The sequence below is a fragment of the Yersinia massiliensis genome (genome assembly GCF_003048255.1).
Lineage (GTDB): Bacteria > Pseudomonadota > Gammaproteobacteria > Enterobacterales > Enterobacteriaceae > Yersinia > Yersinia massiliensis_A.
Genome location: NZ_CP028487.1, coordinates 2,160,967 through 2,186,628 on the forward strand (window position 1 = coordinate 2,160,967; position 25,662 = coordinate 2,186,628).

The following is a 25,662-nucleotide window of genomic DNA, read 5'->3' on the forward strand; positions in this document are numbered from 1 at the left end:
GCTAACCGATATTTATACGCATTGGAAAGTCAGGCGAGCAACGCCATTAACGAGTAAATGAGTATCTATATCAGTTTTCACTTCTTTCATGGTCTTATTTTGTACCCGACAAAAATCTGACGCTTTTTTGCTGGCTGTACCAGTAGCACCATGAATCCGACCTGCTGCAGGTGCGGCTTCAACTTCTGTGAAGTAGTTTCCGTTATCTAGCTTTTTGATATCCGACTGATATGTCAAACCCAAACCTTGAAACTGTGTTTTGTCATTTTTTACTGCACATCCACTTAAAGTGACACTAAATATAACGGTTGCTGCAATGATTGAAATTTTCAAATGAAAGTAATCCTTTATGTGTTTAGCTGGTCATTATTTTACAAGAAGTGGTGAAACAGTAATTAAACAATGATAGCTTTCTGTTTATATTAATCTTATCTTATTGAGTTTTATTGTTTTTTACATATTAAGGTTTCGCTAATCAGTAGCATTGAGTTTTTTTTATCTATTAGCGTAGAGTCTATCTCGGTTGTAAGCAGCATAATCCTAGAGTCCAAGCATCTGGATATAAGATAGCCACTACCATGACCGCGCTCAGTTATCACAGATGGCATTCCTTATGGATGCATGGGAGGTGGTCAACCCGTGACAGACATTTGTATTTGCCAAAACACTTGCGCTTGAAACTGCTTGTACACCGCGTAAACAAATGCAACTCAATGGGTATGGCCAAAGATGGTTTACCTACCAATACAACTCATAAAATAAAGATGAATAATATATTCATGAGAAGTCATCTTAAGTTGGGATATTTCCTACAAATAAAAAGATGCAACTTATATTAATCCTAAGAAGGTTGGTTTATTGTGCGTAAATAGCAAATTAAGCACGTGTTATCATGATGATTAGCATATGGATTTTTTGGACTTTAATTATTTAATATATGTTAATTTTAAGTTTGTTTTTTATTAAAAGTATTATCACAGAACTACATCTAAATTAATTTATCGACGGAATACTATGTAAATTACCGCCGAACCTTCTTATTTCACCAGTGTAATTTGAATCAAGTGATTATTATCAGAGGCTTTTTAGATATGAATAGAAATTCCCAAAATCCCACTAATCGCTCTGTGACTCTTGTTTGCAGGGCGGAATCAAGACATCAGCATCTCCAAACCAAGATGTCGGTATTAACTATTCTTATCTGTGCGGTGTTGAGCCACACACCCGCATTCGCAGCATTTACGCCTGAAGTTATTAATAGCGTAGTTACCGGTGAAGCTCTTGATACTGGTGATGTACAAAATATAGGAATGGGGGGTATTGCCGAAGAGACCACCATTAGTGGTACACGTTTGTCTCCTGGAAAGCAGAATGTCAACGAGGGTGGCACAACCAACGGCACCACGCTTAATAATTATGGGGAGCAGAGTGTCAACGTGGGAGGGATATCCAATGACACTATAATTAATGATAGTGGGGCTCAGAATGTCATCGTGGGAGGGATATCCAATGGCACTATGATTAATAATAGTGGGACTCAGAATGTCAGAGGGGTAGCCAACGGCACCACAGTTAATAATTATGGGAATCAGAATGTCTATGGAGGAACTGCTAACGGCACCACGGTTAATAATAATGGAGATCAAATTATCCGAAGCGATGGTGTGGCTAATGATACAACGATAAATGACAGTGGGTATCAGGTTATCTACAATAACGGAATAGCCAACAACACGACCATAAATGACAGTGGGTATCAGGTTATCTACGATGACGGAATAGTGAACAACGCCACGATAAATAACAGTGGTGTTCAATTAGTCTACGGTAATAGCTCGGCCAATAGCACTACGATAAATGACAATGGGCGACAATCAGTCTACGGTACAGCCCATAATACAACGTTAAATAGCCATGGCTCTATAAATATATATGCCGGAGGTAAGATTACCGGCCAGACAATAATCAACGATCTGGCTACCATTACGGGTGCTGGACCACTGCAAAATGAAGGCGAGCTGATTTTCCAACGCAGTGCCGATTATTTGCTGAGTTTCGATCTGGGTAGTACCGGTAGCCTGATACAAAATGGCCCATATGCCCTGACATTGTCTGTTGCTAGCAGCTATAGCGGTGCCACCATTATTAATGGCGGCAGTATTAAAGCCGGTGCTGACAATGTATTCAGTACCCTTTCGGATTACACCACCTATACGGGTGGGACGTTGGATTTAGATGGTTACAACCAGACGCTCCAATCCCTCAATAATGGCGGGACTGTGAATTTTGGCGGTATTGGCGGTAACACCTTAACTATCATCGGCGATTATATTGGTCACAATGGCCTGCTGAATATGAATTCGGTACTGGAGGATGACGGCTCAATTACAGACAAACTGGCTATTGGCGGCAATACCTCCGGCAACACCTATGTACAAGTGAACAATTTGGGTGGCAGCGGTGCTCAGACTCTTAATGGTATTGAACTCATTACTGTAGCCGGCAATTCCGCGGGTGAATTCACCCAAAGCGGGCGCATTGTCGCAGGGGCTTATGATTATTACTTAGAGCGCGGTATTGGCGGCAATGAAGCTAACTGGTATTTACAAAGCTCGATCCCGACAAGTGTGCCGGGACCTGGTATTCCAGACGTTCCAGACGTTCCAGATGTTCCGGGCGTTCCAGACATTCCGGGCGAACCTTCACCACCGATGGTCGAGCGGTCAGAAGCCAGCAGTTACAGTGCTAACCTTGCGGCTGCCAATAATATGTTTGTCACCCGCATGCATGACCGTCTGGGTGAAACTCACTATGTTGATGCCTTGACCGGCGAGCATAAAATCACCAGTCTCTGGTTACGTACAGAAGGCGGTCATAACCGTTCTCGCGATACACAAGACCAATTACGCACCCAAAGTAACCGTTATGTGATGCAACTGGGGGGGGATATTGCCCAGTGGAGCCACAATGGTGCAGATCGTTTCCATCTGGGCATCATGGGTGGATACGGTAACAGCAAAAGCACCACTGAGTCACGACTGTCGGGCTACAGCGCTCGCGCCTCAGTGGATGGTTATAGCACTGGCGTATATGGCACCTGGTATGCCAACAGTGCCGATAAAACGGGCTTGTATGTCGATAGTTGGGCACAATACAGCTGGTTCAATAACAGGGTTAATGGTCAGGAGTTAGCGGCTGAAGAGTATAAATCCAAAGGAGTCACCGCCTCGATTGAGAGTGGCTATACCTTTAAAGTGGGCGAAAATGCAGCGAAAAACGCCAGCTACTTTATCCAACCGAAAGCACAGGTCACCTGGATGGGAGTTAAAGCCGATGACCACAAAGAAGCCAATGGCACGCGTGTCTCAGGTGAAGGTGATGGTAATATTCAAACTCGCTTAGGAATGAAAGCCTTTATGAACGGCTACGCTGATCAGGATAAAGGTAAAGACCGCGAATTCCAGCCGTTTGTGGAAGCCAACTGGATCCACAATACCAAAGACTTTGGCACTACGATGAATGGCATGACGGTGAAACAAGCCGGTGCTGCCAATATTGGTGAACTGAAGTTGGGTGTTGAAGGCCAGTTGAGCAAAAAGGTAAATGTCTGGGGTAATGTTGGTCAGCAGGTGGGTAACAAAGGCTACAGCGATACCGCAGTAATGTTAGGGGTGAAATATAACTTCTAATACTGACTAAAAAATAGAAGTAAACAAGCCGGGCTATTAAGTCCGGTTTTGTCTTTTATGTTTGATGAGGCAGGTGCCGATCGAAGCCGTTACTGTGGTACTGGTAAAACGCTGAGGGAAGCAATGACCATCTCGGTCTCGGCGCTGGTCCGAACACCGATGAGCAGCTTAGCAACTGCTCATAAAATGAAGTAGAAATTGGATATGACTCTGGTTCTGATTATTTCATCCTCCATCCTCACTTTACCGTATATATTGGGCGACTGGATTGAAATGAACAGCCTCTTTTAGGTCATATCGTACTCGATAATTTAGATAGAAATAACAATAAGAGCCACTATCGTAATGGCTCTCAGAGGATTTACAGCATAGTGTTAATAATAAGATTTACTGAGGTCTGCAAAAGAAAACGTTAACCCAAGCCCCAGGGGTTGTTAGCATATATTTAGCCTTTGCTTGATTGGCAGCGTCAGCTTCGCTGTTAGCTGTAAAGGTCCAGTCCCATAGCCCAGAGTCAGTTGCATCGCCATAAGCACCACTACATATAAATTTCTGGGACTCCAATGGCGCTGCATGTGAAGGTAATGCAGCAAATACAGATAAGAAACAGATTGCTGGGACAATAATTTTCCGGATTACAGTCAATATATTCATCTTTGATTCTCCCGTAAATTTTAATGAGAAATATAAGTGCTGAGAATAAATCAGCGGGTGTACAATATCACTGTAAATAGATGGTTATTTAAACTTTGAATAAACAAGGTGTAAGTTAATAAGTTAGCGTGTGAAGTTGTATTCTGCTAATAATTTATGTGATGGTATTAATTGCAGTGTCAGGTGGTTATATTCAAGCAAATAGCTTATCTAAAAATAAAGTGATTGTTAATGTGGGTATTGAATGGCGAGTAGTGGTTATTCTAGTTACTCACGGGTTTATCACCATACACTTTGTAAGATTAGGTAGGATTATTGGCTGAAATTTTCGGGCGAATTTTACTTTAAGAATTATCTGGACGTTTCTACTGCTATATTTATAGCTAAGTATGTTTCTGCAAGCTTTATCATATTGTGAGGGTAAATAATGAGTGAAGAAAACAGAAAGACAAATAGTGACCCTTCGTCTAAAACGGGTGAAAAGCCTTTCCCAAACAAGATTGGCTATGTCATTGGTATTGTTATATTACTACTCGCAGTTGGCTATATGTTTATGTATTGGTGATTATATACGTGGAGTTATGAGAAGCAAAGCTTTCCTAAACGTCATGAAGGACGCGGATAATGAATTAAAAATTAATCCTGAGGAATTTCTAATCGCCCGTTAAAAAATCATGGGGAAAAACAACGGTCAGATGATACAATCCACTTGAGATAAATTAAAAAGTGGCACTTATGAATATGAATCTTTGCTGCTGTCCGTTGATGTTCCATCCTCGAATAGCGAATAGCAGTGGTTATCTGAACGTATAATCACTGCCGCGGAACCAAAACGTTCCATGGCTTTCTTAAATTGGAAGGAAAAGTCATGAATAATAAACACTGGTCAAAAGTGGAATATCTGCACGCTTCTGTCAAAAACCCAAATATTCTAATCAAAGGTCAACATAGTTACTATAGCGACTGTTGGGATGATGGGTTTGAAAGTTCAGTTGTCCGTTATCTACACGGAGACAGTGTTAGTCAACAATGGGAACCGCTTGGTCATATTGATCAGCTTATTATTGGCGATTATGTCTGTATTGCCGCAGAAGCTGTGATATTGATGGGGGGGAATCACAATCATCGGATTGACTTTATTAGCCTTTATCCCTTTATGAGCATGATTAGAGACTCTTATCAGCCAAGAGGGGATACGGTATTAAGTGATGGCTGTTGGCTGGGTATGCGCTGCATGATTTTGCCTGGCGTTACCGTGGGTGAGGGGGCTGTTATTGCTGCTGGGAGTATAGTCACAAAAGATATACCGCCTTATGCCATTGTTGGTGGAAATCCAGCTCAGCTCCTAAAGTATCGTTTCTCTGAAGAAACTATCTCGAAGATTTTAAGTCTGCAAATTTACAATCGCTCTGACGATGAAATAGAAAGGCTTATCCCATTACTCAGTTCTGAAGATATACCTGCTTTGGAATTAGCACTCACTGAGTTAGATGCATAAAATCAGCCCCACTTCGGTGGGGCCTTTTTTCTGCATTAGGGGCTGAGTTTAGGGTTACTCAAAGAATCAGCAAAGTTGATAGTGTTGAGTTTCATCGGCCAACAGCGGAGTCATCATTTTCACTTAAGTGCATGACGTTATATCGGAAGTGCTTCAGTTTGCTTCATCACTGCCCGCGTTGCGGTAAACTTCACCACAGATTAATACGACATCAGGTCTTCTTTCATGGAGACGCAACGCAACTGCCATGCACTCATGACGAGTCGCATAGATGTCATCGGTCACAGGCAAAGCCTCACAGGCATCCATCCCGCAAGTGCTAACCAATAAAACAAATCCTATGAGCATATATTCTCCTTATTTATAGGATTTATATGAGTATAGCGCGTTTATCGCTAAGATTGTCCGCTCGTTTTATATTGAACATCAGCGACCGGATAAACGGGTTGCAACTCAGCTAAACTTGACAATGAATGTGGTCACTGCTTTATAAAATAGCTGTTAATTGGCATTATAGGCAGATGCACTACTTTTTTTAGGATGAGTGATGAAGCAATTTCCTTTTGATAAGCGTTACGAGATTGAAGATGCTAGCGGTGTTATTGGATACTACATTGATGGTGATGAGTATATCCGTACACAAGATGGTATCCCAGGCTACCGAATTGATGGCTATGAAGTGTATGAACATGATGCACCAACAAAGCTTGCCGGTTTTCTGGAAGGGAAACATATCACAACACCGGATGCCGATATTTTACTCACGATTCTAGATGATCAGCAGCCTACAGAATAATCTTCTTTTTTTTAGTTTTTAAGTCTTGGAAAGCTGTGTTTTGGAAAGGGCGCAGCTTTTCATCTGAACCACGCCGGAGTCTCAATGAATCAGCAAACGATAACGCTATACAGCGATGCAGATTTTTTCAGTCCCTATGTGATGTCTGCATTTGTTGCACTGACAGAAAAAGCACTCCCTTTCACTTTAAGCACCATTAATTTGTCCAAAGGGGAGCATATGCAGCCAGCTTATGCTCTGTTGTCCACGACGCGACGTGTGCCGACATTGGTCATTGATGATTTTCAACTGTCAGAATCTTCGGCAATTGCTGAGTACTTAGAAGAGCGTTTCCCCTCGCCGGATTATGCAAGAGTTTACCCGCAAGATAGGCAGGAACGCGCTCGAGCGCGGGAGATACAAGCGTGGTTGCGCAGTGATTTTATGCCCATTCGAGCAGAGCGCCCAACAGAGGTCGTTTTTGCTGGATTGAAGTTACCCCCTTTATCTGAGAACGGCTTACAAGCCGCCAGTAAGTTGATTTCGGGGCTTGAACCCTTATTGTCGGATGGCAGAAAATATCTGTTTAATGAGTGGTGCATTGCCGACACTGACCTAGCATTGATGCTCAACCGATTAGCCTTGAGTGGCGATCCGCTGCCTGATTATCTTCAGCAGTATGCAAGTTATCAGTGGCGGCGGCCGTCGGTGCAACAATGGCGAGCATTATCGCAGAAGTAGGCCAAGCATCACATGTGGGGAAGGAACCCCAGTGGCGAAATAATGTTGTGAAATGGCGAAGCAATGTGGTGAGCGGGGCGGATTTTAATCGTGTAGAAATGAAAAGGAGATAGAAGTAAGCGCGAAATGAAAGGAATATGTTGAGTGAGATTTACTGAATCTGATGTTTTATCAATCGGTTAGATGGAAATGAAAACAATTTAAGCAGCATATGAGCAGAGAGGTGCTGATTGTGCTACACTATGCGGCCGATAATCAAGGATAAAACATGAAAAAAGTCTCAATCATTGCTCAGTGCTTAATAAACGCTAAGAGTTTCAGTGAGATGTCTGAAGCTGAATCCTCGATAAAAAAGGTCTTCAACGATAGTTATGCCGATCACTCTTTTGATGAATGGAATACTGATGTTTCAACGTTGAGTGCTAACCGTATTATCAGCTTGGTCGCGGGTGCTTCCAAGGTTCGCGTCAGAGGGTTGATCCAAGAGTTATGGAACCACTGATCCCCGTTGAACAGTTTTCTATGGCTGACTTACCACTTCACTACGCCAAGCATGCACGCCATGCTGCGTGGTGAATGTGTTCTCTCTCACTAATGCGACAACTGCCTTTTTCTCTCCTGATATTTATTTCATCAACCAATACTCTCTTGCCGTAACAATACGTCCTAGTGAAAATCAGCCATAAAATGGTACGCCTAGAACAGCTAATGTGAGTAAACGATGACTACCCCACGGTTTATTACCGCGAGTTAACCTAAACTAGCAAGGTTACACAACGGAGAGGTGAACAAATGTCATTGTTTGATAGCATCAAAAGGCTGGTCAGCAGCAGCAATGTGAAAATTAAATGCCCTGACTGCAACAACGCTTCTGAGCAAAGCTCAGAAAAGGTGCAGAAAAATACGGCATTAGTGTGCCCGAGGTGTGGCTGTTTATTTTTACCTAAAGACAAGCATAACTGACGGTTATCAGCCAAAGATCATAGATGCCCACCGCAGCAACATGAGTGCGCCACAGATACACAATAACACCACAAACATTTTCCAATGTTTAGCATGAAAACGTTTAGTCACTCTCGGGTCCTTACTTGATCTCAGCATGGCTGTTTGGCGAGACGCCGTTCTGCGGGATTTATTTGTCTACCGCAACTCAGTTATAGTAGCGAAAATTTATGCTGATGCGAGCGATAGTTCGCATTGATAAGTGTAAAATGCGTTGCATCAAAAAGATAACGAATAGGAACAATGAAACTATGGCGACAATCCCACAAAAATATCAAGATGCTGAACGTTGGGCTTTTGGTGATACCGAGCAAGTGGCTGATGATGTATTAGCATTGGTGCTGGACGGTACTAAGACGGCGACTTGCGCGTCTTTAGACGACGAAGGTGTTCCACAGGCGGGCGATGTCTTTGTGGTGGTCAATGGTCGAAATGAGCCGGTCTGTGCTGTCGAACTTACCGACGTTGAACTGAAAACGTTCGATCAGGTGGATGAAGCGCATGCTTTGGCTGAAGGTGAGGGCGATCGAACGTTAACCTACTGGCGTAAAACGCAGCAGCGTTTCTTTGAGGAATACGATATGTTCTCACCAGATATGATGCTGATCTGCATGCGGTTTAAGTTACTAGAGAAATTCTAACGGGTGCGTTTGACTCATGAGTCATTGGCCTGCTAGCCCTGTCGAATAGTAAAGGAAGATGCCGTCTCTCATTAGTTTTCGCTATAGGTTGACGGATCTTCTTGTTGTCATCATCAAGTTACCTTCATGATCCAAGCATCCTGATTTTGATCATAATGCTGCTTATAAAGTAACCGATCATTGCCATCTAATGTTGCGGGAATACTGGTATGCTCATCCCACCCGTCAAGCTGCATGCATAAGTCAGGATCCGATTTGCAGGGAATACTGAGTGTATTCTCGCTTTTCTCCAGCGGTGCAGCTAAAACGGCGTCATCCACTTCGAAACTTCTGATTTTCACCACAGTTTTTACCATAATAGTTCCTTTTTTATTGAGTGGTCTGAGGTATGACCAGATTGGCACTTTATTGAGAATAGCTGAGCTAAAGAAAAGTGCCATCAGGAACGGCTAAAAAATGCAGCAATTTGTTAACACGGAAGTTGGGCCAGATTAAATTGGTTACGACCATTCTTTTTCGAGTAATAGAGTGCTTGATCCGCGGCCAGCATTAAATCTGCCTGATCAACGATGCCTGCGTGTTGGTGAGCACGATAGATGGTCACACCAAGGCTGATGGTGACTTTTCGGAATTTGCTGTCGCTATGCTTAATACCCATCGCTCGGATAGATTGCAAAATATGCTCAGCGACCAAAATAGCACCTTCTTGATCCGTGTCCGGCAAAATCGCGGCAAATTCTTCGCCACCGTAGCGTGCAACGATATCTGTGGTGCGTTTTAATGATTTTCGTAACGTCCGAGCAACCAGTCTCAGACAAGCATCGCCGGAAATATGGCCATAACAGTCATTGAAATTCTTGAAATAATCGATATCAATCATAAGAACCGACAGTGGGGAATTAGAACGTTTAGCGCGCATAAATTCATGGGCTAAGACTTTCTTGAATTCACGACGATTCGGTAACTTGGTGAGTGAATCGGTTCTGGCTTGAATTTCTAGTCGGCGATTAGCCTTAACCAGTTTCAGTTCCAGTAACTTTCGTTCATGGATATCTTCCGCTGTGCCGTACCAGCACATCACATTGCCATCCTCATCTACGCTAGGGAAGGCGCGGATACGCATCCAGTTCCAGCCTTTCTCAACATGACAAAAGCGAATTTCAACGTCTAGCGGTGTTTTGGTTTGGAGTGAATGTTCCCAACTCACCAGTGTTGGGTGGCGATCTTCGGTATGAATAGTTCGTAACCACTTATCTGCCAACGCTTCACTACGGGTTAAACCGGTGATTTTTTCAAAACGGGAACTGACATCGGTGATCATCCCGTCAGGAGACGCGGTCCAAGGAATCTGTGGGTTCAGCTCGACCATGTTGCGATAGTGCTGCTTACTTTTACGTAGTTTTTCTTCCATCTCTTTCAAGGGAGAAATGTCGATCATCGCAACGGACAGACCACTGACTTGACCACTCGGATAGCGGGCAGCATTGATCCGCATGAAAAAGATCTGCTGCTTATCGGGCATTTGAAATTCAGCGTCGGGAATAGTCTCGTTGCAATATGCTCTTAGAAGAGCGCTTTGCAGTATTGGCGTAATACTCGGTAAGAAGTCAGCGACTTTGCGGCCATTAACATCAACAGTGTTTTTATCAAATAACGCCGCAAGGTAATCGTTTACTGTCAGATAACGCAGGGTTGTGTCGATAAAACACAGGCCAGCGGGGGCATTGGAATATATCGATTCCAATTCAGCCAAGCGTTTATCGGCATCATAAGGCAAATTACTCAGATTACGATCGATGCCGCGATAGCCTTTGAACTCGCCATTGTCATCAAACAGTGGGATGCCGCTGGTTTCCAATAAAACTTCACTGCCGTCGGCGCGGACATTACGATTCTGTAGGCCGGCAAATGGGATCCGAGCTGCTGCTATCTCAGCAAATATTTTGCCTACCCGATTTGCTTCATCCTGTGGCATGAAATCAAAAGGCGTTTTGCCAATGACTTCATCAGGGTGGCGGCCAAGGAGCTCGATGGATTTTGCGGATGAAAACGTATAACGGCCGGAAGCATCAACTTCCCAGAACCAGTCTGAGTTGTTTTCAATGATATCCCGTAAGCTGTTCATTTCATTTAACAGACTAATGTCAGCTGAATTATCCCGATTATTGTAATCAGTCATGAGGTCCACTCCTGTTAATCGCGGATTTCCTTAACGAGAAATATGTCGGCTACTATTTAAGCCCGCAGATTGTATAACAGGGACAGATTTAGTACAGCTCAATCGGAATATTCTTATCTACAAATTATTTTTGTCTTTAAATACATAAATTAGCGCATAGATGTTAACGGCAACAAATTGATAAATAGGTTATCTGGCCATTTCAAATCATTAATAGACCAGTACTAGACTGACGTCGTCCTTGTAGTCTCCTGGTGTGCGTTGATTCTGATTAGGGTTGATAACCGCATGAAAAGGCACTAACTGCTGAGCGCCGGTGCCCGTTCCCGGTTGCATCGAAGTTGAATTCCAAAGTGTAGAGCCTGAAGCGCCTTGGTAAAGTTGATACTGTAAATAGTCAGTGGCCGTTGATGAAGTCAGTTTCATTTGCTGCCAATTGGTGACCGGATTATTCCCCGTGGTGACGTAGGTATTGAATGTAGAACCTTTGGTGCAGGTGAGGGTAATGGTTTGGCTGATAGCGTTAAATTGGCCGACCAAGGCGAAGCTACCGAAATTGACATCTTGAGCACTGTTGATGGCGCAATCTTTACTGACCACTAGAGTGACGGTCACCGTGGATACGTCAGTGCCTATTCCGGTGCCAGTCCAATAGCCACCAACACAGGCCCCTAGAGCAGCGACCTTACAAATATTGTAGGTCCACGCCAGATTGATGACATCTGTATAAGTGCCAGCGCTGATATTGACATTTATTGCGCCATTGGTGCCGGTACGGATATAAATGGGTAAGTTTGCCGTGATGCCCGTCAGGCCAATCACCAACAAATTTGCGCTGCTGTAGTCCAATATGCCATTGATCCCCAGCGGGGTGCTAAAGGTGCCGTTGCGATAAATAGAATAGGGGATCAGGTCTCCTGCCGCATTTTTCAAATTGAGATTGTTCGTCGTGCTGCTGATTTTGGCGGAGAGAGAGTAGGTCGATAATAAGCTGACACCAAGGCCAGAACATGCCATCGGGGTATTTCCCTGTGCATTGACTGTTGTGGTATTCGTTGCCACCGAGGAACTGGGGGGGAGCGTCACGGTGCCTGCTGTGAAAGTACAAGAATCAGCCCATGCTGAAGAGACCAACAAACCATAGAGTAATCCCACTGCGAGTAATAATCGCGGCAGTAATTTCAGTATCGTGACGATGTTACCCAGTGGGCGGGAATTGGTTTCAATGATCTTACCATTCGTCATGTTCTCTCCATGTATTCCACTATCGGCAGGTTAAGGTACCGATATTTTGTATGCCTTTGCTGTTTTTCAGCGTGAATTGCACTGAACAATGAGCACCGTTGTCTGCCCGTATTATTTCCAGCGTATTTTGCGGCTGTGCCTGTTCGATATAAGCGATCCCATCCCAGCCAACATAGCTAATGGTTTTATGAGCAGAGGACAGTATTGGGCTACCTTTAGGTAAATCTTTACTTGATGAATCGATAATATGCAGTGTTGCGGCGGTAATTTGCTCTAGCGGGAAGTCAATTAAATAACCACTGCGCTCGCTGATCGCCAGGCGGCGTTCAACTTCTGGCATGGCTATGTCTGCGGGCAAACTCATCGGGTCAATTTGGAACTTCGCCTGATAATAGGACGTCACATTGGGAATGAGTAAATAGCCATCGTTATTGGTTGAACCAATAAGCTGATTTTCATAACTGACAGGGATCTGACCGAAACCATGGGTAGAGACTAAAGCGAACGCATCATTGATGGTATTACTGGCATAAATTCCGCGATTCATCATCACCAATGAGCCGCTGACTTCGCCCCAAGTCCGATAATCACCTTCGCCGCCATAAACCCCCACTCGGCTTTCCATGGCACGGGTGCGCCAAATCAAATCAGCTTGCTGGTAGCTGCTATTCGTTCCTGAACCATTGGCATACGCCATGTTCCAACCAAATCCGCCATCAGTCGGTGTGGCGCGGCTGTAGTTGACCCTCTGGCTCCAGTTATTATCCGTATCACGTACGCTACTGACACTGCCCGCCCCCCATTCACCCAGTGGAATGCTAAAGACCATCTGGGCGTTATAACCTTTGCTGCCAAGTTCACGATTGACTGAAAGGTAAAAGCTGGTATTCCTAAATAACGAGGTGTTATAGCTGACGTTGACTAAGCGAGTTCGCTCCCCAAATGCATCCCGAACATCGAAATAACCTGTTCCGATAGAACCATAAGTCCCCAATCCGACACTGGCGGTAATTTGATCAGTACGGAGACTCTGACGATATTCACTTTTGTAATTTGCCAAATCGCCATAATTACTGCTGCGCATGATGCGTTGGGCATTCAGACTGAAAATATTATTACTGTAAGTGTAGCCAATTGACTTCTGATTACCGTGCCCGCCATAACGGGTTGTCGTGGTCGATTGTGTGATATCCGTGTTGAATTCAGTCGGTGCGATCCCACTGCCAAGAACCTCATCACCTGCCTGACTCAGGGTATACGCGCCGTTTAGCACACCGTAATTTCCAACGCGCAAGCCCATCCCGCCGCCTGCGACATGCAGTTGCTTGGCGATATCTGCTCGGCCCTCTAGCGTCAACCAAGGCGTGGCACCATATCGAACCACACCACTGGCAACTGCATCACCATAGTCGCTAGAACGAATGCCATAGTTTTGGCGAAGCACGCCACTTGAAATACTGAAATCCCATAGGCTGGGTTTTAACAACTCACTGGCAACATAGAATGGAACTGAGGTACTCACTTGCCGACCTAAGGCATCAGTAGTGACCACTGTGGCTTGTCCTGCCCCATTAATTCTGGGGCCATTATCAATCACAAAAGGACCGGGATTCACCGTCGCGGATTGCGTGCGAAAGTTATCAATATAGAGGTCAACGGTGCTGGGAATAGCCGCTTGACCCGCGAACTGGGGTAGTGGATAAGTCACCAAGTCTGGACGAATGGTAAAGTTGCGCGATAGCTGTAAACCGCCAATACGTACTGAGCTGCTCCATGCGAGGGAGCCTGTGATCAAATCTCCGGCGCTATAACTTAGTAGGTGGTTTTCATCGTTAAAACGCCACTGAGTGTCATAGCGGACATAACCTTTTTCAACAGTAATGTCATTTGTATCGGTCAAACTGGAGCGATAAACACCGGTATTACTGAACACACCGAAACGGTCAAATAGACGTTGTTCTGTCCATGCGGAAACGTTGCTGGGTGAATTGCTGCTGTTGCCTTGACTGGCGTAGACATCGTAATTGAATAACAGCCCGAGGCTGCTTTTAGCCAAATTATAATCATCTGTTGCGGCAGCGCTAATCTGCTGCTGAGGAAGCCATTCACTCGGGACATCTATGAGTAATCTCTGGCTATTACCTTGATAGGTGACCTTCACTTTATCCATTCTATCGACAGCGATTTCAGATCTATTGGTATCTGGTGCATTGACGCCGCCTTTCGGAACAGGTAAACCAACGGCCTTTAGCTGTTCAGGGGTGAGGTAATAATGCCCATCACGAAACACCACTGGCACAGCCTCACCAAATTGACGACCATTGACCACGAGCTCAAGATAAAGTGTGGTATCGGGCATCACGGCTGCTGAGGGCGGTGGTGGTAAATCATCCCCTCTAACCATTAATGGCATAAAAACAGGGAATATCATTGAGCTATACATCAATGCCAATAATGGCGAAAGCCTCAATTTGATCATCATCCCAAACCCTAACGTATTTGCTGTTATGCCTGTCTCTCAATGCCACCTCGGCGCATAAATCACTTGCCACCTTATATTCAGATGCATCTACTGACGTGGGATAACGATGGGCTTGGTATTACTGTTCACCAAGGCGGTTAACTGCCCCTCATTGGCTGTTTTCGGTACAGAGAAACGCATTTCATTGCCGGGTAATACATATCCCATCAAGCCTTTATTGATTGCCTTATTTTGTAAGCTGACTTGAGATATTCGGGCATGGGTATGACCCTGATTACGAATCGATAACCATTGTTCACCGCTGTCGTTGATCAACCTGTAGCTCAGATTCAGTGGGAAAAACGTTTCTGGGTTATTGGCATTTTCAGGCTTCAAGCCTGCACCATAGATGAACAGTGGAATTGAATAGCGCATCTGGAATTTCAACCCCATATTCAGCGACGGTGTAGGGGCGTCTTCGTTAGGATCTTTGCGTGGGATTTCATCAATCAATATCCGGAAGGCCTGCTCTTGCCCCGCAGGAACCTGAGTATTTTTAATCAAGCGGATGAGTTGGCGTTTACCCGGCAAAATCGTCGCGACCGGTGGGCTGGCAAGGATGCTTGTTTGGCTGTTGTAATCGTCTTTTCCTGCTTTTTGCTGCCACTCGAGGACTCTGACCTGTAAGTAAACAGGTTGGCTATCTTTGTTTTCCAACCAGAGTGCGGTGGCTTTATCGTCACTGCCTATCACCGGATCAATCGGCCAGATCAGCACAGAGGCTGCGGCATAAAGTGGTTGAGAAACTAGCGCACTGGCTAATGCAAACACCGATGAGAGTAACGTTAATTTTGTCATGGTGACTCCTTGGCATCGTGCCATTTCAATAAAAGGTCATGACCGCCTAATAAGTGGCGGTAACTAATAATGTGTCTGTATAAGTTCCAGCAGTCGGTAGAGTGCTACTGGCAAAAAGCTGTGCATATAAAATAACTTGTTGCAGTTGGCTATTACCCGCAATGACTTTTGTCGTGCCGCCATTACTGCCATTTCCCCAAATGATGCTGCGAGCGCTGTCCTGAAAAATTTGATACAGCAGGTACTCGCCGGTGGTGCTGTTGAGTAGCCGCCTACCGGATGAAATACTGCCCGTGACATTAGCGCCACTATTGAGGGCAAGCGTAATGTTAGGCGTACCGCTGCATTGAATGACGATGGAACCAGCATTCTGACTAGAGGCGACGTTAATGGCGGTTGCCAATGAAGAGACGTTGCCGAAGTTGAGCGAACCAAAGCTTGTGGTGTCAGTTGTCCCGCTGCCGAGAATGCAACCCGACAAAATGGTGGCTCTAACGGCAAAAGGACTATTAAGGGTTTCGCTATGGCTGCTCGCAATAGAGAGGCTGAATAAGATAAGCGCCAGAATGTTCGCGATGGTAGGGGTGAAACATTTGTATGTCATATCTTTACCTCCCTACCAATTAATGGTGACTTGAATGGTATCGGTATAAACCCCGGCTGCGGGCGTGCTTTGTGCCGGTATCAGCCCATAGACAATGAGGGATACGGGTTGACCCGTGGCAATTTGTGCAACGCCCACGGTGTTATTCCAAACTTGGCTATGAGCCGCATCGGTATACAGGTTGTAATTCACATGCTGGTTACTTGGCCCGCCCATCAGATAGCGGCTACTGACATTGCCGCTTTGCCCGCCATTGAGTAACACGGAAAAACTGGTTTTATTGCTGCATTGAACAGAAATGGCCCCATTATTGGTCTGCCCGGTCACTGAGATTGGGAGATTGAGGACGCTAGCAGAGCCAAAGTTTAAGTTGCCAAAGCTAGTGACACCCCCGACAAGCGTGCCAGCAATGCAGGTTGGCACTAAAGTGGCGGTGACCGTGATATTGGCGGTTTTGGATACAGCATGAACCGGATATACCCGCAGCAATAACAAACTGAAGGCTAGCCCTAAAAATGCCATCCTTTTGCCAATTGTCAGCGAGTTATCCGGATTGCACCTTGGTGTCATTCTCCTTTACCAAGTGACAGTCACATTGACTGTGTCGGTATAGGTACTGACACTCGGCGTTGTCTGTACGGGAACCTCGGTATAAATAGCCAGTGGAATAGGGGTGGCTATTGCGGTTGCCGTACCTGTCAGCAGGCCAGCTCCAGATGTTCCCCAAGAAACGGTATAAGCGCTGTCATTAAACAGATTGTAATTAACAAATTCTGATGTTCCGCCAGCCATGCGGCGTTGGCCACTAGAAGCATGAGCGCCATTATCTATACCAATACTGTAGGCCGTACCGGCACTACAGTATAAATTCAGCGTGCCACTGGCCGTATTGGTATAAGGGGCTCGGATGCGAACATTTAGGCTTGGCACTGAACCGAAGTTAACGGTGCCGAGATTCGTTAATCCACCCGGCGCAGTCCCATCATTGATATAACATCCAGTAATGATGGTGAGAGATACCCCTAAGGTTCCCGTTATCGTACCCGCACTCTCTGCTGGTGGAGCTGACTGTAAAACGACCATTGCACCGATAATAAGTAAGGGTTTCTTCATTGTTTCTTCCTTAATCATATAATTTACAGCCAGACTATCTAGAAGAGGTGTTGAGCCAATAACGTAGCGCAACTGATATATGCTTATTAAACATGACAAACTCTAGACATTTAATTAATAGCAGTAAGATTCGGAAAGTGTTTAAAATTAATCAAAAAAGGGCTTATCAATCTCATTTTTATCATTTATTTCCTATTGGACTGGTAATAACACAAAAATCCCTTACTGCTTATAGAGAAGGTAAATTGATGTTTTAGGCGGTAAAATGAACGCTTGAATCAATTCAGCCGAATAATAATCACAGAGGGCAGAGTATTGGGCCTTCGGTTAATGGTTAATTTTGCTTTTTGAATATCTGATGGCAATCCACAGCGCGATAACCCCCAATAACATGACGATGGTATAAGTGGCTTGCATACCGTCACTGATGGCACTGGCGGCCGCCTGCTGAATGTGGCGAGATGAGCTGGTAAACGCGAAAATAGCGCCCATGACAGCTGCGCCCGTAATTAAACCAAGGTTACGCGCAAGGTTTAGCATGCCGGAAACGACGCCTCGTTGATCTGCTCGGACCTCGGTCATCATCAGCGTATTGTTTGCTGTTTGGAAGATAGCGTAGCCTGCGGTCATTAGGCTGACTGGCGCGACGTAGGCCAAGACTCCCGCAGTCGTTGATACTAATGTCAAAATACCCGCCCCAAGCGTGAGCGCGGATAATCCCGCGATGACCATGACTCTCGCCCCCCATTTGTCCACCAGATAGCCCGCGGGCACACCGCAAAAAGCCGCGACCGCAGGGCCAACTGACATGGCCAACCCCACCCATTGAGCCGGCAAATTCAACGCTTGCGAAAGGTAGAATGGGCCAACGACCAAGGTGGCCATCATCATTGTGGCGACTAATGTACTCATGATCAGCCCACCACCTATGCCGGAATGGCGTAACAATGGGAGTTGAATTAACGGATATGCCACGCTTTTTTCAGCCCAGACAAATAAGACGGTGCCGATGACCGAACCCAATAGGAGCATCCCATTGAGCGCGCTGAACGTACCGTGCCCGAGTGTCATGGCAAGTGCATAAAGGGCCAACGTCAGTCCTAATAGCAACATGCCGAGTAGATCGAATCCGCCAGAGGGCTGACGGGTTTTAGGTTCCGAGGTGGGGAGGGGGAGATAGTGGGATACTAACAACCACGCCATGAGCCCAAATGGGATCATGATCAAGAACATGGCGGGCCAGCCAAATCCAGCAATGAGCAAGCCGCCGAGTGATGGCCCCAGAGCCGTGCCGATAGCCGAAAGGGTGCCGAGCATCCCCATAGCGCGCCCCGTTTTTGCTTGACTGATGGTCTCCCCAACCAATGCCAGCGAGAGCGTCATCATGGTGGCAGCCCCTAACCCTTGTAACACGCGGGCAGCAATTAATACTTCGATACTGGGGGCCAGCGCACATCCTAGCGAGGCTAGCGTAAATAACCCGATCCCGGTTTTCAGCAGGACACGCTTATCGATGAGATCGCCCATTCGCCCAATGCTGATGGACGAAGTGGTAATGGCAAGCAAATAGGCCAAAACTACCCATTGGGCTGATTGAAATGAAGCATTGAATACCTGCGTTAACGTCGGCAAGCCCACATTGGCAATGCTGGTCGCTAATGACGAAAGTAGCATCGGCAGTGAGAGGCAGAGCATGACTTGTCGTGATTGGAGGTTATCGAAAACGGTTATATCAATGCTGTCGGTATCATTTTTCATTTGGATATCAGTACCTGAAGGAAGGAACTAAAAGCGTATTTCATTGTGTGATGTGGCGGAAGACGCATGAGATGCAGCTTATTAGTGCGTTTGACGCTATGTCATGCGCCTTTGTGCTAGAGTGAATGGATGACAAAACCTGATCTGAATTTATTAATGACACTGAATGTGTTGCTTGCGGAAGGCAGCGTGGCTCGTGCGGCTCACCGATTGGGGCTAAGCCCATCAGCGATGAGCAGAGCATTAGCTCGATTGCGCCAAACGACGGGTGATCCCTTGCTGGTTAGAGCGGGGCGATCGTTAGTCCCCACCCCAAGAGCGCTTGAATTGCGTGAGCAAGTGAGCCAATTGGTTCAGGATGCAACATCAGTTTTGCGGCCCGCAGAGAAATTGAATCTGGCGCAGTTAGACCGTGTGTTTACGCTGCGCACCAGTGATGGCTTTGTTGAAAATTTCGGTGCGGCCTTGCTCAAGCGGATACACCAAGAAGCCCCTGGGGTACAGTTACGATTTATGCAAAAACTGAATAAAGACAGTACATTACTTCGCGATGGTGTGGTGGATTTGGAAACCGGTGTGGTGGGGATATCGGCCAGCCCTGAATTACGCAGTCGGGCATTATTTAGCGACCATTTTATTGGCGTTGTACGGGCTGGACATCACTTGAGTGACGGAGAAATAACGGCTGATCGTTACGCCGCTCAGGGCCACATTATGATTTCGCGGCGTCAGGGCCACAAAGGCGGGGTTGATAACGCGCTGCAATTACTGGCATTGACGCGCAAGGTGGTGGCCTCGGTTGATGGGATATCGGCGGCATTGGCATTGGCGAAAGATTCAGATTGGGTGGCGACAGTACCTGAACGCCACAGCTTGAATTTACGCCGCGGAATGTACAGCTTCCCATTACCGATAACTGTACCAAATATTACTGTGTCAATGTTATGGCATCCGCGAATGGATGCCGATCAGGCGCATCGCTGGTTGCGGCAATGCGTGCTAGAGGTCTGCGACAAAAACGTTCAGGGCAGTTAAACACAACTGCCCTGAATTCGCTTTAATAACGTGGGATTGCGGTGCCCCAATTTCGCCAATCTTTCGGCTCTTCGGGGTTAAGCAAGAAGTGTTGATTGACGTTGGCTTTCGGTGCCAGAGGCGTGGTCGGTGGCGTTGCAAAGGCAATACCGCCACGAATGAATTGCTGGAAGGTGCCACTTTTCACGACACCACCCGTTAAGCCAAATTCAAGGTTATAGCCTGATGCCAGCCAGAAGACCGTATTTTGGCGTACCAACTGCTGGAATTTCTGGCTAATGCGCAGAGAAACTTGCACCCGATCAGACATCGCGCCCAAATTGAACCCTGTCACTGTGCCCACTTCAAGCCCACGGAATAGCACTGGTGTGCCAACTTGCAACGACCCCGCTTCTGCCGTATCAAGAATAATGCTCAAGCCATCGAGATAACGCGAATCGGTGATGGTCGCGGTTTGTAGCTCAAAGGTACGTAGAGTGCTGCCTTTACCCGGTTCCACATTGATGTAGGGCTGGAACAGGGTATCGAGATTATTCACCCCTGCGGCGGAGATCTCCGGCGAAACAATGGCGAAGCGACTACCGGCACGGGCGAAGTTCTGCACATATTCAGGATAGAGCACGGCTTTGGCCAAGACTTCATTGCGTTCCGGTATCAGTTTGAGCGACTCAACCTGACCTATATTGATACCCAGATAACGAATAGGCATACCCGCAGCCAGTTTACTCGCATCAAAGGTACGTAATGTAATCTGGCTACCGACGGCTCGCGCGGCGGTTTCGTTACTATAAAGAGTGCGTTTAGCCCCTTTATCCAACGTGACCCCCTCGAGATTATCAAAGCTGATGGCCCCCTTGAGTGCTCTATTGAGTGGCGATGCCTGTACAGTCAAACCGCTGCCGTTCAGTTGCACTTTTGCCCCCCCTTCAGCCCAGAAGATACTCTTATCGGTGAGTAACTTGCGATATGCTGGCTGAATGTAGACATCCACTTCAAACTCATTGGCTTTTGGTTTGATATCAGTAATTTCGCCCACCTGAAACTTACGATACAAGACGACGGAACCGGTCTGGACATCGGGCAAGCTGTTAGCCGTCAATGTCAGGGTGGTAGCGGGGGCGTTACCTAGAATGCCATCAGTCGCCTTAGCAATACTGCTATACAGTGGATACTTATTCAGCGGTTCGCCTTTTCCACCTGGAAGTATCAGAATGCCGCCATCAATCCACTCTTGCGCACTGGCGCCTTGAATGTCGACGCCATCAATACCAAATTTCACATCAAGGCGACTGTTCACCACAAATTTAGTGTCTTTATGCACAAGATCGCGGTATTTCGCTTCAATCGCGGCAGTGAAGTCAACGCCCGTAGCGGATAGCTCACGCGTCAGAACTTGACCAATTTTAATGCCATGCAGTGAAATGGGTTGCCCGACATCAATGCCATAACTTTGTGGTGCAGTGAGTTGCAGCTCTAGCACATTGGGTTGTTGTAAAAGGCTTTTACTGCTCGGCAGCACGATAAAGTGTTTTTGCGGCTCACCTTCACCGGGAATAAGTTCGAGAGTATTACCGGTCAACAGCTCACTGAGTTTTGCATCATTCAGACTAATCCGCGGGCTGTTCATTTCGATGCGACTACCGGTACGCATCAAGTCGACCACTGAAGGGTCAATGGTCAGCTCACCGGTGACTTTACTGTCCGGTTGGAGCGTCATTTTGGTTAACGTTCCTACCTGTAAGCCCTGATAAATCAGCGGTGTTCGACCCGCACTTAGACTGTTTCCATTGGGTAGATCTAAGGTTATTGCCACGCCACGTTGGCTATGTGCCAAATCCGGATAAAGCTGGAATGGTTGATCGGGTTTTGCATCTTGGCTGTTTTGCGGTGAGTCAAAGGCGATAGCACCATTGACCAGTGCCGCCAGACTTTCCATCTGAACCGATGCGCCACTGAGGCTGAAATCACCTTTAAAGCCGGAGACATTCCAGAATCGCGTATCGTTTTTGACCAACTTGGCGAAGCGACGATCGATCAGAACATCAATCACTACGCCGTTGTTATCAGGCGCAATATTGTAATCGTAAACCTTACCTACCGGAATTTTACGGTAGTAAACCAGAGAGCCGTTATTGAGTGAACCTAAATCAGGTGCATGGAGATGAACCATCAACTCACCGGTATTCATGCGGAATTTAGGTTGGGTATCCAGTGCCGTAAAATGGCTTTGCGGTTTACCTTCGCCCGGCATCATCCCGATATAATTCCCACCGACTAAGGCATCTAAGCCAGAAACTCCAGCTAAAGAAGCTTTCGGCGTGACAAGCCAAAACTGCGTACCTTCGCGCAGGGAGCCTTCCATATCATTCTTGATGCTGGCGGTGACTTTAATATTACGCAGGTCATCATCAAGATTAATGGATTGCACCATCCCCACTTCGACACCTTGATAACGAATGGGGGTGCGACCCGCCACAATGCCAGCAGCAGATTGGAAATCAATGGTGACTTCAGTGCCACGCTCTTGCCAGTTGTTATAAACCAGCCAACCCGCAATCAGTAGGGCAATAAAGGGCAGCAACCAGAAAGGCGATATCCGGCGTTTATGTTTAACTTGTGCCTCAGTCGGTGTACTCGGCGTTTCCTGTTGCATGTGCATCCCAAATCAATCGGCTATCTAGCCATTCGACAGCAAGAATAGTTAAAATGACCGCAGACCCAAAATAAAAGGCTGCAGGCCCCATAGTGAAGGAGAGGAGCTGATCGCGATTAATCAGCGACATCATTAACGCAATAACAAAGAGATCCAGCATTGACCAGCGGCCAATCCAAGTAATCAACCGTAGCAAACGCATACGGGTTTTTAAGCTGTGCTGTGTCTTGAAATGAATACTCAGCAGTAATGTGATGAGAACAATGATTTTGGTGAATGGCACCAGCACACTGGCAATAAAGACCACTGCGGCAATGGGCAGATTGCCCGATGAAGCCAGAGAAACGACGCCGGAGAAAATAGTATCTTCCATGCGCGTACCGTTGGCATAAACGATTGATATAGGTAATAGGTTAGCAGGCAACAGCAGCACTATCGAGGCGATTAGCGCCGCCCAAGTTTTTTGAATACTGTGGCGTCGGCGATGGCGTAACGGGGTATGGCAACGTGGGCAACGGCCTTGTTCGTCAGGATGACCGGTGTAATGGCATGATAAGCAGATACGTAATGTTTCTCGTGGGCCTGGGGGCTGCTCTTGCGGATAAAACCGCTCCCATAGCTGTTCCAGATTCAGGTGCACCAGCGTCAATATACTCAGTAAGGTGAGTGCTAGATACGCTATCAATCCATCACCAGGCATCACATCAGCGTATTCCTTGACCTTGATACAGGCCACGGCCATCCCGATGAGATATATATCTAGCATGACCCACTCTTTGAGTCGTTCTAGCATCAGCAAAACAGGGCGTAGATTCATGCCAATCCGGCTGCCGATGCGCAGATAGAGAATGGATGCAGTGAGGGTGATGGGTGCGCCGAGAATGCAAAAGGCCACCATGCTGGCGGTAATCGGGTCGCCCTGACGACTCATTTGCCAGATACCTTCTAGCAGACTGGCATCAATTCGTGTACCCAGTAGGCGAATGGAAATCAATGGCGCGGTGAACGCGAATGGCATGAGCAAAAGCATGGCGACAGCCATTGCCGTGAGACGTGTCAGTGACCAATCGCGGCCACTGGCAATCTTTGCACTGCAACGCGGACAATACGCTGTCTGCAGGCCATTAAGTGGCGGCAACGTAAACAGGGCATCGCATTCGCAGCATCGCTGTACCCGAGCGGTGGAGAGCGGCCGTTGAATGGCATGTACCTTCATATATAAGACCCTGACACCGACACCGGTTTATAAAGAATAGCGCGGATGTTAGCAGAGCAATGAGTCAAAACAAGGGGCAAAACGGGCCAAATCATCAATATCGATAACTCATTTTCTTTGTTAATGCTGAATAACCTTGTGGCAAAGGGCATTTAGTGATTATTTTATATAAGCCAAGCATAATCATTTCCGCTGGCTATTCTTAGGTTTCTAACGGTCATTAAATGAAAAAAGCAGAATTCTACGCGGAATTAAAACGTGACATGAGTTCCCTGATTGCGGGTGAAACCCATTTTATTGCCACCTTGGCGAACGTCAGTGCTTTACTGTATGAGCGCTTAGAAGGGCTAAATTGGGCCGGTTTTTACTTGATCGATGGCAAAGAGTTAGTTCTTGGGCCATTTCAGGGGAAAATCGCCTGTGTGCGTATTCCAATCGGTAAAGGTGTCTGTGGAACGGCTGTGGCAGAAAATCGCGTTCAGCGAGTCGCTGATGTGCATGCATTTCCTGGCCATATCGCTTGTGACGCTGCAAGTAATGCTGAAATCGTGCTCCCCATTGCGGTAAAGGGCGAAATTATCGGCGTTTTGGATATCGACAGCATTGTTTATGATCGCTTTGATGAAGATGACGAATTGGGCTTAACCTCAGTTGTGGCGCGGCTTTGTGAGCATCTTGAACTCTGCGACAGTGCGAAATATGTCACACAGACTGCAAGTTGATATACGGATAACGTGGCAATTGCTGATGGCGTCATTATAATGACGCCTGTTCATGCCTGCGCTGGTTGGCAAACCCGTTGTAATCAGGAAATTTCATGGAAAATCAACCTAAGTTGAACAGTAGTAAAGAAGTCATAGCCTTTTTGGCTGAGCGGTTCCCGCTTTGCTTCACCGCCGAAGGCGAAGCACGTCCACTCAAGATCGGTATTTTTCAAGATCTGGTCGAACGTGTTCAGGGGGAAGAGAATTTAAGCAAAACGCAATTGCGTTCTGCGCTGCGTCTCTACACCTCAAGCTGGCGTTATCTTTATGGGGTCAAAGTCGGTGCTGAACGTGTTGATCTGGACGGCAACCCTTGTGGTGTGCTGGAAGAGCAACATGTCGAACATGCCCGCAAACAGCTGGAAGAGGCGAAAGCCCGTGTTCAAGCACAACGTGCTGAACAACAAGCTAAAAAGCGCGAAGCTGCCATTGCTGCGGGTGAAACCCCAGAGCCGCCACGTCGCCCACGTCCGGCAGGTAAAAAACCTGCGCCGCGTCGTGAAGCGGGTGCTGCTGTGGAAAACCGCAAGCCTCGTCAGTCACCTCGCCCACAACAGGCTCGGCCACCTCGTCCACAGGCCGAGGAAAACCAGCCACGCCCTGTGCCGGTCACAGATATCTCTAAACTGCAAATTGGTCAAGAAATCAAAGTCAGAGCAGGTAAGAGCGCGATGGACGCAACCGTATTAGAAATCGCTAAAGATGGCGTACGGGTGCAGCTATCTTCCGGTCTGGCGATGATTGTACGCGCAGAACACTTGCAGTTCTGATACGGA

The 25,662-nt window shown here is 46.5% G+C and carries 26 protein-coding genes; 11 read left to right on the top strand and 15 right to left on the bottom strand.

What is annotated here, in order from left to right; genetic code table 11:
* Positions 1–12 precede the first annotated feature (12 nt).
* The gene (locus tag DA391_RS10185) at positions 13–333 is read right to left on the bottom strand and encodes a hypothetical protein (RefSeq protein ID WP_050080592.1); all 321 of its coding nucleotides are present in this window, start codon (positions 331–333) and stop codon (positions 13–15) included.
* A gap of 845 nt (positions 334–1,178) precedes the next feature.
* On the opposite strand from DA391_RS10185, the gene DA391_RS10190 reads away from it, so the two are divergent.
* The gene (locus DA391_RS10190) at positions 1,179–3,689 is read left to right on the top strand and encodes an autotransporter outer membrane beta-barrel domain-containing protein (RefSeq protein ID WP_240624813.1); all 2,511 of its coding nucleotides are present in this window, start codon (positions 1,179–1,181) and stop codon (positions 3,687–3,689) included.
* Positions 3,690–4,076: 387 nt separating this feature from the next.
* Here DA391_RS10190 and DA391_RS10195 read toward each other — a convergent pair whose 3' ends face one another.
* Positions 4,077–4,343, bottom strand: a complete 267-nt coding sequence (locus DA391_RS10195; protein WP_050080596.1) for a hypothetical protein — start codon at positions 4,341–4,343, stop codon at positions 4,077–4,079.
* 427 nt (positions 4,344–4,770) lie between these two features.
* On the opposite strand from DA391_RS10195, the gene DA391_RS24205 reads away from it, so the two are divergent.
* Both DA391_RS24205 and DA391_RS10200 read left to right on the top strand, forming a co-directional pair.
* A complete protein-coding gene (locus tag DA391_RS24205; protein WP_155489872.1) occupies positions 4,771–4,908 on the top strand; it encodes a hypothetical protein in 138 nt (45 codons plus the stop codon).
* A 303-nt stretch (positions 4,909–5,211) separates the two neighbouring features.
* The gene (locus DA391_RS10200; RefSeq protein ID WP_108087676.1) at positions 5,212–5,841 is read left to right on the top strand and encodes a CatB-related O-acetyltransferase; all 630 of its coding nucleotides are present in this window, start codon (positions 5,212–5,214) and stop codon (positions 5,839–5,841) included.
* A 153-nt stretch (positions 5,842–5,994) separates the two neighbouring features.
* Here the strand turns inward: DA391_RS10200 and DA391_RS10205 are convergent, their stop codons facing one another.
* Complete coding sequence (locus DA391_RS10205) at positions 5,995–6,189, bottom strand: hypothetical protein (RefSeq protein ID WP_049607057.1); 195 nt, start codon at positions 6,187–6,189, stop codon at positions 5,995–5,997.
* Between the two features lie 199 nt (positions 6,190–6,388).
* Between DA391_RS10205 and DA391_RS10210 the strand changes: the two genes are divergently transcribed.
* The 4 genes from DA391_RS10210 to DA391_RS24475 all read left to right on the top strand — a co-directional run bounded on the left by DA391_RS10210 (position 6,389) and on the right by DA391_RS24475 (position 8,320).
* Positions 6,389–6,637 carry a hypothetical protein gene (locus tag DA391_RS10210; protein WP_019210224.1) on the top strand — a complete coding sequence of 83 codons (249 nt, stop codon included), beginning with the start codon at positions 6,389–6,391 and terminating at the stop codon, positions 6,635–6,637.
* 84 nt (positions 6,638–6,721) lie between these two features.
* Positions 6,722–7,357 (top strand): glutathione transferase, encoded by a 636-nt coding sequence (gene yfcF / locus DA391_RS10215; RefSeq protein WP_050080599.1) that lies wholly within the window; start codon positions 6,722–6,724, stop codon positions 7,355–7,357.
* Positions 7,358–7,625: 268 nt separating this feature from the next.
* Positions 7,626–7,859: a hypothetical protein gene (locus tag DA391_RS10220; protein ID WP_005272441.1), complete on the top strand. Its 234-nt coding sequence runs from the start codon at positions 7,626–7,628 to the stop codon at positions 7,857–7,859.
* A gap of 290 nt (positions 7,860–8,149) precedes the next feature.
* Positions 8,150–8,320, top strand: coding sequence for a YnfU family zinc-binding protein (locus DA391_RS24475; protein WP_019210222.1), 171 nt, complete (start codon positions 8,150–8,152; stop codon positions 8,318–8,320).
* Positions 8,321–8,326: 6 nt separating this feature from the next.
* Here the strand turns inward: DA391_RS24475 and yniD are convergent, their stop codons facing one another.
* A complete protein-coding gene (gene yniD, locus DA391_RS10225) occupies positions 8,327–8,458 on the bottom strand; it encodes a small membrane protein YniD (protein ID WP_088130070.1) in 132 nt (43 codons plus the stop codon).
* A 152-nt stretch (positions 8,459–8,610) separates the two neighbouring features.
* On the opposite strand from yniD, the gene DA391_RS10230 reads away from it, so the two are divergent.
* The gene (locus DA391_RS10230) at positions 8,611–9,000 is read left to right on the top strand and encodes an ASCH domain-containing protein (RefSeq protein WP_050080601.1); all 390 of its coding nucleotides are present in this window, start codon (positions 8,611–8,613) and stop codon (positions 8,998–9,000) included.
* 113 nt (positions 9,001–9,113) lie between these two features.
* Here the strand turns inward: DA391_RS10230 and DA391_RS10235 are convergent, their stop codons facing one another.
* The 9 genes from DA391_RS10235 to DA391_RS10275 all read right to left on the bottom strand — a co-directional run bounded on the left by DA391_RS10235 (position 9,114) and on the right by DA391_RS10275 (position 19,218).
* Positions 9,114–9,356 (bottom strand): DUF1480 family protein, encoded by a 243-nt coding sequence (locus DA391_RS10235; RefSeq protein ID WP_049607063.1) that lies wholly within the window; start codon positions 9,354–9,356, stop codon positions 9,114–9,116.
* Between the two features lie 113 nt (positions 9,357–9,469).
* Positions 9,470–11,179, bottom strand: a complete 1,710-nt coding sequence (locus tag DA391_RS10240; RefSeq protein WP_108087677.1) for a diguanylate cyclase — start codon at positions 11,177–11,179, stop codon at positions 9,470–9,472.
* Positions 11,180–11,389: 210 nt separating this feature from the next.
* On the bottom strand, positions 11,390–12,424 hold the full coding sequence (locus tag DA391_RS10245) for a Csu type fimbrial protein (protein WP_050080604.1): 1,035 nt from the start codon (positions 12,422–12,424) through the stop codon (positions 11,390–11,392).
* A gap of 19 nt (positions 12,425–12,443) precedes the next feature.
* Positions 12,444–14,906, bottom strand: coding sequence for a fimbria/pilus outer membrane usher protein (locus DA391_RS10250; protein ID WP_108087678.1), 2,463 nt, complete (start codon positions 14,904–14,906; stop codon positions 12,444–12,446).
* An 87-nt stretch (positions 14,907–14,993) separates the two neighbouring features.
* Positions 14,994–15,743 carry a fimbrial biogenesis chaperone gene (locus tag DA391_RS10255; RefSeq protein ID WP_050080606.1) on the bottom strand — a complete coding sequence of 250 codons (750 nt, stop codon included), beginning with the start codon at positions 15,741–15,743 and terminating at the stop codon, positions 14,994–14,996.
* Positions 15,744–15,789: 46 nt separating this feature from the next.
* Complete coding sequence (locus DA391_RS10260; protein WP_050285726.1) at positions 15,790–16,347, bottom strand: Csu type fimbrial protein; 558 nt, start codon at positions 16,345–16,347, stop codon at positions 15,790–15,792.
* A gap of 12 nt (positions 16,348–16,359) precedes the next feature.
* Complete coding sequence (locus tag DA391_RS10265; RefSeq protein WP_050080609.1) at positions 16,360–16,869, bottom strand: Csu type fimbrial protein; 510 nt, start codon at positions 16,867–16,869, stop codon at positions 16,360–16,362.
* A 54-nt stretch (positions 16,870–16,923) separates the two neighbouring features.
* On the bottom strand, positions 16,924–17,478 hold the full coding sequence (locus DA391_RS10270) for a Csu type fimbrial protein (RefSeq protein WP_072084636.1): 555 nt from the start codon (positions 17,476–17,478) through the stop codon (positions 16,924–16,926).
* A 309-nt stretch (positions 17,479–17,787) separates the two neighbouring features.
* Positions 17,788–19,218, bottom strand: a complete 1,431-nt coding sequence (locus DA391_RS10275) for an MFS transporter (RefSeq protein ID WP_108087679.1) — start codon at positions 19,216–19,218, stop codon at positions 17,788–17,790.
* Between the two features lie 129 nt (positions 19,219–19,347).
* Between DA391_RS10275 and DA391_RS10280 the strand changes: the two genes are divergently transcribed.
* The gene (locus DA391_RS10280; protein ID WP_050285722.1) at positions 19,348–20,253 is read left to right on the top strand and encodes a LysR family transcriptional regulator; all 906 of its coding nucleotides are present in this window, start codon (positions 19,348–19,350) and stop codon (positions 20,251–20,253) included.
* 22 nt (positions 20,254–20,275) lie between these two features.
* On the opposite strand, the gene DA391_RS10285 is transcribed toward DA391_RS10280, so the two are convergent.
* On the bottom strand, positions 20,276–22,906 hold the full coding sequence (locus DA391_RS10285; RefSeq protein WP_050080615.1) for a PqiB family protein: 2,631 nt from the start codon (positions 22,904–22,906) through the stop codon (positions 20,276–20,278).
* Positions 22,875–24,122, bottom strand: coding sequence for a membrane integrity lipid transport subunit YebS (yebS, locus tag DA391_RS10290; RefSeq protein WP_050873205.1), 1,248 nt, complete (start codon positions 24,120–24,122; stop codon positions 22,875–22,877). Before yebS ends, DA391_RS10285 begins: the two co-directional genes overlap by 32 nt.
* 224 nt (positions 24,123–24,346) lie before the next feature.
* On the opposite strand from yebS, the gene DA391_RS10295 reads away from it, so the two are divergent.
* The gene (locus DA391_RS10295) at positions 24,347–24,844 is read left to right on the top strand and encodes a GAF domain-containing protein (protein ID WP_050080616.1); all 498 of its coding nucleotides are present in this window, start codon (positions 24,347–24,349) and stop codon (positions 24,842–24,844) included.
* Positions 24,845–24,939: 95 nt separating this feature from the next.
* Entirely contained in the window at positions 24,940–25,656 is a 717-nt protein-coding gene (proQ, locus tag DA391_RS10300) for an RNA chaperone ProQ (protein ID WP_049607088.1), read from the top strand.
* Positions 25,657–25,662: the final 6 nt, after the last annotated feature.

What these genes read in the sequence shown, in the direction of transcription:
- DA391_RS10190 (WP_240624813.1), top strand. Translation starts at nt 1,179, where the DNA reads ATGTCGGTATTAACTATTCTTATCTGTGCGGTGTTGAGCCACACACCC.
- DA391_RS10195 (WP_050080596.1), bottom strand. Translation starts at nt 4,343, where the DNA reads ATGAATATATTGACTGTAATCCGGAAAATTATTGTCCCAGCAATCTGT.
- DA391_RS24205 (WP_155489872.1), top strand. Translation starts at nt 4,771, where the DNA reads ATGAGTGAAGAAAACAGAAAGACAAATAGTGACCCTTCGTCTAAAACG.
- DA391_RS10200 (WP_108087676.1), top strand. Translation starts at nt 5,212, where the DNA reads ATGAATAATAAACACTGGTCAAAAGTGGAATATCTGCACGCTTCTGTC.
- DA391_RS10205 (WP_049607057.1), bottom strand. Translation starts at nt 6,189, where the DNA reads ATGCTCATAGGATTTGTTTTATTGGTTAGCACTTGCGGGATGGATGCC.
- DA391_RS10210 (WP_019210224.1), top strand. Translation starts at nt 6,389, where the DNA reads ATGAAGCAATTTCCTTTTGATAAGCGTTACGAGATTGAAGATGCTAGC.
- yfcF (WP_050080599.1), top strand. Translation starts at nt 6,722, where the DNA reads ATGAATCAGCAAACGATAACGCTATACAGCGATGCAGATTTTTTCAGT.
- DA391_RS10220 (WP_005272441.1), top strand. Translation starts at nt 7,626, where the DNA reads ATGAAAAAAGTCTCAATCATTGCTCAGTGCTTAATAAACGCTAAGAGT.
- DA391_RS24475 (WP_019210222.1), top strand. Translation starts at nt 8,150, where the DNA reads ATGTCATTGTTTGATAGCATCAAAAGGCTGGTCAGCAGCAGCAATGTG.
- yniD (WP_088130070.1), bottom strand. Translation starts at nt 8,458, where the DNA reads ATGCTGAGATCAAGTAAGGACCCGAGAGTGACTAAACGTTTTCATGCT.
- DA391_RS10230 (WP_050080601.1), top strand. Translation starts at nt 8,611, where the DNA reads ATGGCGACAATCCCACAAAAATATCAAGATGCTGAACGTTGGGCTTTT.
- DA391_RS10235 (WP_049607063.1), bottom strand. Translation starts at nt 9,356, where the DNA reads ATGGTAAAAACTGTGGTGAAAATCAGAAGTTTCGAAGTGGATGACGCC.
- DA391_RS10240 (WP_108087677.1), bottom strand. Translation starts at nt 11,179, where the DNA reads ATGACTGATTACAATAATCGGGATAATTCAGCTGACATTAGTCTGTTA.
- DA391_RS10245 (WP_050080604.1), bottom strand. Translation starts at nt 12,424, where the DNA reads ATGACGAATGGTAAGATCATTGAAACCAATTCCCGCCCACTGGGTAAC.
- DA391_RS10250 (WP_108087678.1), bottom strand. Translation starts at nt 14,906, where the DNA reads ATGATGATCAAATTGAGGCTTTCGCCATTATTGGCATTGATGTATAGC.
- DA391_RS10255 (WP_050080606.1), bottom strand. Translation starts at nt 15,743, where the DNA reads ATGACAAAATTAACGTTACTCTCATCGGTGTTTGCATTAGCCAGTGCG.
- DA391_RS10260 (WP_050285726.1), bottom strand. Translation starts at nt 16,347, where the DNA reads ATGACATACAAATGTTTCACCCCTACCATCGCGAACATTCTGGCGCTT.
- DA391_RS10265 (WP_050080609.1), bottom strand. Translation starts at nt 16,869, where the DNA reads ATGGCATTTTTAGGGCTAGCCTTCAGTTTGTTATTGCTGCGGGTATAT.
- DA391_RS10270 (WP_072084636.1), bottom strand. Translation starts at nt 17,478, where the DNA reads ATGATTAAGGAAGAAACAATGAAGAAACCCTTACTTATTATCGGTGCA.
- DA391_RS10275 (WP_108087679.1), bottom strand. Translation starts at nt 19,218, where the DNA reads ATGAAAAATGATACCGACAGCATTGATATAACCGTTTTCGATAACCTC.
- DA391_RS10280 (WP_050285722.1), top strand. Translation starts at nt 19,348, where the DNA reads ATGACAAAACCTGATCTGAATTTATTAATGACACTGAATGTGTTGCTT.
- DA391_RS10285 (WP_050080615.1), bottom strand. Translation starts at nt 22,906, where the DNA reads ATGCAACAGGAAACGCCGAGTACACCGACTGAGGCACAAGTTAAACAT.
- yebS (WP_050873205.1), bottom strand. Translation starts at nt 24,122, where the DNA reads ATGAAGGTACATGCCATTCAACGGCCGCTCTCCACCGCTCGGGTACAG.
- DA391_RS10295 (WP_050080616.1), top strand. Translation starts at nt 24,347, where the DNA reads ATGAAAAAAGCAGAATTCTACGCGGAATTAAAACGTGACATGAGTTCC.
- proQ (WP_049607088.1), top strand. Translation starts at nt 24,940, where the DNA reads ATGGAAAATCAACCTAAGTTGAACAGTAGTAAAGAAGTCATAGCCTTT.